This is a genomic window from Paraflavitalea devenefica, assembly GCF_011759375.1.
GTDB classification, from domain to species: Bacteria; Bacteroidota; Bacteroidia; order Chitinophagales; family Chitinophagaceae; genus Paraflavitalea; species Paraflavitalea devenefica.
In genome coordinates, this window is sequence record NZ_JAARML010000011.1 from 102,481 (window position 1) to 111,457 (window position 8,977).

An 8,977-nucleotide genomic window follows, 5' to 3' on the forward strand; every position below is an offset into this window, starting at 1 on the left:
GTTTATCTGGGTAATTTTAAGGCGCCCAAAGGGCATCTCATCATTCATTGCTTCCGGTTATGGACTGATTTGCTTTACTTTGCGCCCGGTTTCCTATTATACCCTTAAGCACAGCCAGGATGGTATTTAACAGCATTACATTCTTAATATTCAGCGGTATCTTCTTCCCCGTTTACTTCCTTACCAAAGGAAAGTTGCGCCTGTGGTGGATACTGCTGGCCAGTTACGTATTCTATGGCTGGTGGGATTGGCGTTTCCTCACGCTCATCATGATCTCCACCTTCATGGACTACAACTTTGGTAAGCTCATCGGCGCCACGGAAGAGAAACGGAAACGGCGCACCTACCTCATCTTTAGTATGATCATGAACCTCGGCTTCCTGGGGTTCTTCAAATACTTCAACTTCTTTATTGACAGCTTTGTGAGCATGATGCATGCGTTTGGCTTCCAGCCTTCCGTGACCACGCTGCAGATCATGCTGCCCATCGGTATCTCTTTCTATACCTTCCAGAGCTTGTCGTACACCATTGACATCTACCGCCGGGAAATACCCGTAGAGCGGAACATGCTCAAATTTGCCGCCTTCATTGCGCTATTTCCGCAGTTAGTGGCCGGGCCTATTGTAAGGGCCAGGGACCTGCTGCCGCAAATGAATACCGACAAGAAATTTGACTGGGACAATTTCAATTCCGGCCTGGGGCGCATACTCTGGGGCTTCTTCAAAAAAGTGGCCATTGCCGATTCGCTGGCGCCCTTTGTTGATCAGTGCTGGGCCGATCCCACCAAATTCTCTTCTTCGCACCTGTTCATCGGGGTCATCTTCTACTCCTTCCAGATCTATTGCGACTTCTCCGGCTACTCCGATATTGCCATCGGTTTGGCGCGGATCATGGGATACCGCTTCGTGGAGAACTTTAAAACGCCTTACTTCTCCCAAAGCTTCAGTGAGTTCTGGACACGCTGGCATATCTCCCTCTCCAGTTGGCTGCGCGATTACCTCTACATTCCGCTCGGGGGTAACAGGAAGGGGAAGTTCAATACCTACAAGAACAACATGATCACCATGTTGCTGGGGGGATTGTGGCATGGGGCCAACCTCGCCTTCATATTCTGGGGCTTCTTGCATGGCGTATACCTCATTCTGCAGCGGGTCACCACGCCCATCTGGCGGAAATTTGTGCAGATCGTGCGTATGCCTGCCTTCCTCAACTCAGCCATTTGCATCGTCATCGTATATACATTAACCGTATTTGCCTGGATCTACTTCCGGTCGGGCAGCATGGGGCATAGCAGCTTTGCCATTGCCAATACCATCATCGGCCGGATATTATCGTTTGAAGACTTTAACTGGGCCAGTACCTTTAACAAATACCAGATATTAAAAGGCTTTTTATTACTGAGTATCATGCTGGCGGTGGAGATCACCAATCAGCGGGTGTCATGGAACGTAACACAACTGCAGCGTCCCGCTTTGCGGATAGCGCTCTTTGCTTCCGTGCTGTGGCTCATCGCCCTGTTTGGAACATTCTCTGCCAACTCATTTATATATTTCCAGTTTTAACCTGAATAGCGAAAGCGAAATATCATGAAGAAAGCATCCTGGATTATCCTTTTTCTGGCCATTCTGTTTGTGGGCGACCGGCTCATCGGCTGGGTCTTCCAGCAGCAGATCACCAAGAGCCAGTTCCGCTATTCACGTATGTACCGGGGCGAAGGCCAGGCCGATATCCTCATTGTAGGTAATTCGCGCGGCCTCAACTTCTACCAGCCCAGCGTAGAGCAGGCCACCGGACTTAAAACCTTCAGCCTTTGCTATTACAGCATGCCCTGTGAAATAGCCACCGTGCTTACGCAGGACTACCTGGATAAATATCCCAACATCAGGACCGTATTGGTGGAGATCACCGTAATAGAAATGTCGGATGATAAACTGTTGCCGGGATTCACTACTTACATGCCTTATTCTCCCCGCATTGATTCTGTGCTGAAGGACAAGACAGAAGATACCTGGTATTACTCCAAGTTCTCCCATATCTACCGTTTCAACAATGAGGTATTCCAGCGGGCCATGTACTACCGCAACAAGCTGGACGATGACTGGTACTTCGACAGGACCATCTCACAGGACCTCATCAACCAGGCGGCGCACCGCAGCGTGGAATTCAAAGTGCCCGATAAACACGTGAATGACATCAAGCTGCTGGCCGATTATTGCCGTGCTAAAAACATCAACGTAAAATTCGTGATTGGGCCCTTCTTCCCCGGTTATACTGTAAAGGGGCTGGATGTATTAAAACGAAAAGTGGAGGCTGCTACGGGCTATCCGGTGTATGATTACAGCTATTCCATAAAGGACAATAACTCCTTCTCCGACTACCTGCATGCCAACCTGAAAGGGGGCGAAGAGATCGTCAACATCATGGTAAAAGACGGCGTACTGCCCGTCGCCAACAAACACGTCGCCGGTAAATAACATACCCCCTTCTTTGTCATCTCGAACTCTATTTCCCCGTAGAGTCTCCCGAAGGGGACTCTGCGGCCTTGGTTCGTGTCCCCACGAACCAGCCCGAGCTTCGTATTTATTTCCCCGCAGAGTCTCCCGAAGGGGACTCTGCGGCCTTAAAAAAACGTCCCTCTCCACCCACGAACCAGCCCGAGCTTCGTATTACAACCAGCCATACATAATACCCTGACTTTCAGCCTCTCTTTATTCAATTCTGGAATCTTTTCCAAAGATGGGAAAGATTCCCACCTTTTCAGCCTCCTGCTCCCCGGCACGTAAAAATATTTTCTGTTTTGTATAAGTGCTTCATAAAGCGTTAAATGACAAATACTTGTAATCCATTTGGGGGACTCTGGTATTTGGGTATTCTGACATATGTTTTTTGATCTGGCGCGTCGTTGGAAATACACCTACCAACAATCTGATTAAGTAGTATGAAGCATCTTTACCCTAAAACTTTCTGGACAATCCTTTTGATTTCTATTAGCATTACCACCTGGCAGTCTGCACAAGCCCAATGCCCCGCAGGTAGTATAACACCTACAGCCAACACTACCTACAACAATGGCCAGGTCATCTGTATCTCTTCCAGCTTTAGCGGAACGCTTACACTCAACAGTGGCGCTACCATGGTCATCATCAGTGGCGGCACTTTCACTGGTGACTTTAATGGCAAGAGCGGATCGATCATAGAAGTACAGGCAGGCGGCGCCTTTAAACCCGGCAATGCCAATAACCTTGCCTCAGCCATCGCTGTTAAAAAGAATGGTACAGCCATCTTAGGCACTGGTGGTTTAACCCTTGCCAATGGCTTTTCAGTTTCCAATTATGGCACCTTCACTTTTTCCAACGGTCCGACGCTGGAAAACAATACAACAGTGACCAATACTTCCTGCGGAACTATGAGCTTTGGACAGACCACCACACTCAAAAACGGATCTGTACTGAATAACAGCGGCACCCTCACCTTCCAAAGTACACTGGCTACAGAGAGTGGCAGCACGATTGATAACCGTGGCAGGATTACGGTAGTGGGCGATTTTAATCCCAAAGGCTTCTTCAAAAACCAGTGGCAGGCGATATTTAAAGGCAATAACAACTTCAATGCAGGGGCTGATTCTATCATCAACCTCTATACCATGGTATTCAAAAATGCCATCCATGGTACCCTTAAAGTGCGCAATGAGGGATTGTTCTGGATAGGCGGCTCTTTTCAGCTCAATAGTGCAAGTGGTACAGGTGGTATCCAGATGACCCGTACCAATGCGCAGGTCCGTGTGAATGGTGCTATGGCGAATGGCGCTACCATCAGCGGGATAGGTAGGTTATATGTAGGCGGAGCACTTTCCAACAATGGCGGTACAATGGCCGGCAAGAACGGCAGTGAAAAATTATTCATCAATAAGTCGGTATCCAATGGCAGCGCTACCAATACACAGACAAGTGCATCCATGGTGGCAGAAGATACCACCACCTTTACCGGTGGAGCTGGTAATCCCGACGTTTCCTGCGCCCAGTTATTGCCCATGACCGTATCATCCCTGAAAGGAGCATATAACGACAATGGGGTAGACCTTAGCTGGTACACCCTTACAGAAAGCAACGGTAAAAAATTTGTGGTGGAGTACAGTACGGATGGAGTGGCTTTTGCAAAAGGGGGTGAAGTGGCTGCCAAAGGGAACAGCAATGCCAGGATCAACTATCAGTTCCGCTTTACCAAAATAACCGGCACTACGCTTTACTTCCGGTTGTTGCTGGAAGATGTGGATGGAAGCACAGAATATACCGGCATGGTGATGGTGAAAACGGGTGCTGCGCAAAAAATAACAGCGGGTGTATATCCCAATCCCTTTGCGGAAAAACTGGAAGTGACCATTACACTGTCCACGAATACGGCTGTAGCTGTTAAACTATTCGACATGAATGGACGTACGGTAAGAACCCATAGCTATACCGGTCAGAGCGGCAGCAATAAGTGGACACTTACCGGGCTGAGCGAATTGCCCCGTGGGTTGTACATCGTGGAAGTGGCGGCTGGTGAACAAAAATGGATACAAAAAATTATCAGGTAATACAAGGTGGTTTAGTTTCTATTAGTGGTGACGGGCCCCATCGAAAGATGGGGCTCTTCTTTTATTCCGGGTGGTGTCTCTTCTTCCCGCCTTCCTCTCCGTAGGAGTCCTTCGGACCGAAGGAGCCCTTCGGACCGGCATAGAAATATGAAAAATCTTTTGCCCTTATAAAATAATAGGGCCCCTACTACCGTTAATGGATGCCGTTGTTTTTGAAACAGGCTGTACGAGGATAAAGAATATATAACAAACTCTTAATAAAGGTCTTTTGTTAAACCTTATCCACTGAAAACAGGCTGCTCTGAAACCTGCATTAAAGGAGCCCGAAGCATTTGCCGCAATAACCTTATGCGCCTTATGCCCCGGGCTTCGCCAATTATATACCTGCCCGTTTTCCCCTGTAACTTGTAACGCTGGAAACTTGTAATCAATAACCAATAATCAACCACTAACCCGGAACGTCAAACCCGAAACCCGCAACACTATTCCCCTGGCATCAAAGTTGAAGACAAGCCTTTTAAAACAGGCGTATGTACACCACACAAATAAAATCGCAGGACCAGGCATTGTGTCACTTATTTTTCCATTGCATACTGAAAGATGGGGAGTTGGCAGATAAGGAACTGGACAATGTGGCCGATAAACTGGTAGCTGTTGGCTTAAATAAAGACCTCAACTTTAAAGATGAAGTCATCAACTACCGCGAATACCGGTCTGAAGTTGCCCGGAGTGAGGAAGAATACCTGCAGTTCCTCATCGAGCAGATCAACCCTGTCAATGAACTGGCCCTCTATTCCTACTGCGCCGAACTATTACTTAGTGATAACATGCTGTCAGAAGAGGAGGAAAGTCTGCTCAAGCACCTCGGCGATGCCCTGGGCATAGACGACCAGGAGCAATCTGTAGCCAGGAAGTTAATGATACAAAGAAAGGTGATAGAGACGGAGAAGATATTTTGAGGGGAGGGGTTCTGGTTGTTTTGATGATAATGGGCGGATAGTTGCTTAATCAACAACAAGATTTATAAGCGAAGATTGTGCTGTATGGTCTTGAATTCCCATTTGAAGCCGCTTCCTTTTAAAGGATTGCCTTGCGCTTTCCGACCTGTACTTTTTTCATACCAATCGATATACAGCTCCACGATCTTTTCATAAGCATCCACGCTCTTTCCTTTTTCCTGGATATCCAGTTCAGTGATAAGCATACCGGTATTAACCGATGCCTGCCTGTTCAGCACAAATTCGATATAATACAATACCGCGAATGGTGCTTTCTTAAGCTGGCAATAGCCATCGTAGTAAGGCGGTGTGACATATGGATGAAACCCACACAAAGCTTCCGATTTTTTTTCTGCAGTGGCATCGATCAGTTTCAGGAAAGGAACAAAGCAAACCCATTCATCCTTCATAGCTTTTACGCTCTTCAAAAGCCGCAAGGCAGTTTCACGTTTATCGGCTGCCTCGTATTTGTTATTCCTGAATACCTTTAAACAGAAGTCGGCGAAAGTTTGATCAGTGAGTCCACGAACGAAATGTTCGGCTGTCAGCGCCGTGCAGGGATTTATCACAGTAACGGTGACCATTGTGGAAGTATCATTGCCCTCCTGGGCCTGTAAAATCCCCGTTACTGCCAGGGCACCTATCGCCAGGATCATTTTTCTCATGGTGCGCATAACGAAATTTACAAATTAATCCGATTTCTCCTTCTTTCCTTTTCTGTTTTTGTGGCTTTGGTATTCCGGATCGCCAATTTTACAGTGGCCTAAAACCCAATATCCTGAACAATTCTGGAAAACATAGTAAATTCGAAGATATGAAAGAAGTTACTGTACAAATTCCTGATAAAGACTATCCATTTTTCATGGAACTGATGCGGAATCTGTCCTTTGTTAAAATAGTAAAGGCAGGTAAAGGTGCTTCGAAAAGTAAGCTCTTGAGCGATCTGCAGGGATCAATTGATGAGCTAAAGCAGGTAAAAGCAGGAAAGAAAAAGGCCCGTTATCTGGAAGACTTTCTGGATGAGCAATAGTTGTGATTAGTTTTCATTTATTCGTAGCTTAGGGCTGCGCACTCCTTCAAAATTCAGGTATATGACCAATAAAATTGAAAAAGTGTGGTTTGATGAAACCCGCATATTCATTGAACTAACGGACAAGACTGTTATTGGTGCTCCTGTTGCCTGGTACCCACACCTTAGAAAGGGTACGCACGAACAACTTAACCAGTATGAGATATGGAGTGAAGGTACCTGGTTGCATTGGGAGGAGCTTGATGAGGATCTTTCTCTGGATGGCTTTTTACAATTGATTTATAAAAAGGCAACAGCTTAAATATGGCTACTATTACAGGAACCAGGGATGCATTTATTGCATTGCTGCAGGAACGTGGTGTATATACCCGGCTGGGTGTGGATCGTAGCACAGTGAGCAACTGGCGTCGAGCCCTGAAAGGGCAGGATAATAAGTTTATGCCATCACTTGATAAGATGGAAGAAATGCTATTAAAATCAGGGGCAAAGGTGGCAAGGGAGAAAGTCTGGATAATTCCAGTAGAAAAATAAAAGGGCTGCATTGCTACGGCCCGGCTTCCTTTAAATCACAGTCATTTAGTTGTGATTAGCTTTCATCAACTATTCTATAGCTTATGGCTACGCACAACTGGTGTTTACAATCCTACTTTGCAGGAGCTATTGTGATTAGCTTTCATTTAATTCTGTAGCTTAGAGCTACGACAACTCCATAGGTTGTAGTCCCATGTTCCGTACCGTTGTGATTAGCTTTCAAAATTATCTGTAGCTTAGAGCTGCAACAACAACAACGTCGTGGCCTATAGTGCAGTTGTTGTGATTAGCTTTCATTTTATTCTGTAGCTTAGGGCTACAACAACTTGCCGTTACTCGTCCTGTTACTTGTTCCAGTTGTGATTTGCTTTCAAATTATCAGTAGCTTAGGGCTACACACAACCATTGCGATAACCGCCCTCATTGGCGCGAAGTTGTGATTTGCTTTCAAATTATCAGTAGCTTAGGGCTACACACAACGGCGCTGAACTTTGCCAGCAGGTCATTGAAGTTGTGATTTGCTTTCAAATTATCAGTAGCTTAGGGCTACACACAACCAGATAGGTAATTCACCTACCAACCAAATTGTTGTGATTTGCTTTCAAATTATCAGTAGCTTAGGGCTACACACAACTTCGCCAGTAAGAAGCAGGCCGACGCCGATGTTGTGATTTGCTTTCAAATTATCAGTAGCTTAGGGCTACACACAACGGTATTGCATTAACTCATAGCCCCAGGCTAGTTGTGATTTGCTTTCAAATTATCAGTAGCTTAGGGCTACACACAACTGAAGACAAATCGGGATAATAGAGTCCAGTGTTGTGATTTGCTTTCAAATTATCAGTAGCTTAGGGCTACACACAACCGCAGCTAAACGTTTAGCCTTTTTGTTCCAGTTGTGATTTGCTTTCAAATTATCAGTAGCTTAGGGCTACACACAACTTCTGCGCAGCCTGCCGAAAGGTTGCAATAGTTGTGATTTGCTTTCAAATTATCAGTAGCTTAGGGCTACACACAACTGGGCCGGACCATGTTGGCAGATTAAAAGGGTTGTGATTTGCTTTCAAATTATCAGTAGCTTAGGGCTACACACAACTGCGGGCACGACTGGCTGAGCTCACTGATCGTTGTGATTTGCTTTCAAATTATCAGTAGCTTAGGGCTACACACAACTGTGTCTGCCACTAATAGAATACTCGCCTGGTTGTGATTTGCTTTCAAATTATCAGTAGCTTAGGGCTACACACAACTCCCTGTTACAAAGGTTAACGACAACTACCGTTGTGATTTGCTTTCAAATTATCAGTAGCTTAGGGCTACACACAACTTTAACGTATCAATTAACTAACACTATGCCGTTGTGATTTGCTTTCAAATTATCAGTAGCTTAGGGCTACACACAACCTCTTCGTATTGCTTAAGAAGTTTATCCCAGTTGTGATTTGCTTTCAAATTATCAGTAGCTTAGGTGTAGATTCTTGCGCATGTTGACCCAGGGCTCCTGTTTATGTTGACCCACTATTCTTGCATGTTGACCCACCCTTTAGAGCGCGGGTTTAATCACAAATTCCTGCATGTTAACCCACACGTAGAAATGGAAGGCAAAAGGCCTTCCGGTCAGATTCCTGCATGTTGACCCACCTGCTTGTAAAGATTCCGCAAAATAACTTACTGACATTCCTGCATGTTGACCCACCCCTGAGGCAATAAGAGTTCCTGAGCTTTGATGTCTTTTGCTCCTTAAAACAAACAGGAGCATGGCACAAAAACCCATAGCGATGGAACACTTAAAACAGCTTCTTCAACTTCAAAACGACGGGATCGGTATCCGGGAGATGGCCC

8 protein-coding genes and 1 CRISPR repeat array are annotated in these 8,977 nt (G+C 45.9%); of the genes, 7 read left to right on the forward strand and 1 reads right to left on the reverse strand.

The window, feature by feature from the left end:
• Window positions 1–119 precede the first annotated feature (119 nt).
• The 4 genes from HB364_RS32735 (at window position 120) to HB364_RS32750 (ending at window position 5,535) form a co-directional block, all read left to right on the forward strand.
• A complete protein-coding gene (locus tag HB364_RS32735) occupies window positions 120–1,562 on the forward strand; it encodes an MBOAT family O-acyltransferase (protein WP_167292677.1) in 1,443 nt (480 codons plus the stop codon).
• A 24-nt stretch (window positions 1,563–1,586) separates the two neighbouring features.
• Complete coding sequence (locus HB364_RS32740) at window positions 1,587–2,474, forward strand: hypothetical protein (RefSeq protein ID WP_167292678.1); 888 nt, start codon at window positions 1,587–1,589, stop codon at window positions 2,472–2,474.
• A gap of 464 nt (window positions 2,475–2,938) precedes the next feature.
• Window positions 2,939–4,576 (forward strand): T9SS type A sorting domain-containing protein, encoded by a 1,638-nt coding sequence (locus tag HB364_RS32745; protein ID WP_167292679.1) that lies wholly within the window; start codon window positions 2,939–2,941, stop codon window positions 4,574–4,576.
• A 530-nt stretch (window positions 4,577–5,106) separates the two neighbouring features.
• Window positions 5,107–5,535: a hypothetical protein gene (locus HB364_RS32750; RefSeq protein ID WP_167292680.1), complete on the forward strand. Its 429-nt coding sequence runs from the start codon at window positions 5,107–5,109 to the stop codon at window positions 5,533–5,535.
• Between the two features lie 62 nt (window positions 5,536–5,597).
• On the opposite strand, the gene HB364_RS32755 is transcribed toward HB364_RS32750, so the two are convergent.
• A complete protein-coding gene (locus HB364_RS32755; RefSeq protein ID WP_167292681.1) occupies window positions 5,598–6,239 on the reverse strand; it encodes a hypothetical protein in 642 nt (213 codons plus the stop codon).
• 149 nt (window positions 6,240–6,388) lie between these two features.
• Between HB364_RS32755 and HB364_RS32760 the strand changes: the two genes are divergently transcribed.
• The 3 genes from HB364_RS32760 to HB364_RS32770 all read left to right on the forward strand — a co-directional run bounded on the left by HB364_RS32760 (window position 6,389) and on the right by HB364_RS32770 (window position 7,135).
• Window positions 6,389–6,604, forward strand: a complete 216-nt coding sequence (locus HB364_RS32760; protein ID WP_167292682.1) for a hypothetical protein — start codon at window positions 6,389–6,391, stop codon at window positions 6,602–6,604.
• Between the two features lie 61 nt (window positions 6,605–6,665).
• The gene (locus HB364_RS32765) at window positions 6,666–6,905 is read left to right on the forward strand and encodes a DUF2442 domain-containing protein (RefSeq protein WP_167292683.1); all 240 of its coding nucleotides are present in this window, start codon (window positions 6,666–6,668) and stop codon (window positions 6,903–6,905) included.
• A gap of 2 nt (window positions 6,906–6,907) precedes the next feature.
• Window positions 6,908–7,135 (forward strand): hypothetical protein, encoded by a 228-nt coding sequence (locus HB364_RS32770; RefSeq protein ID WP_167292684.1) that lies wholly within the window; start codon window positions 6,908–6,910, stop codon window positions 7,133–7,135.
• Between the two features lie 356 nt (window positions 7,136–7,491).
• Window positions 7,492–8,616: a CRISPR direct-repeat array (repeat unit 47 nt; unit sequence GTTGTGATTTGCTTTCAAATTATCAGTAGCTTAGGGCTACACACAAC).
• Window positions 8,617–8,977: the final 361 nt, after the last annotated feature.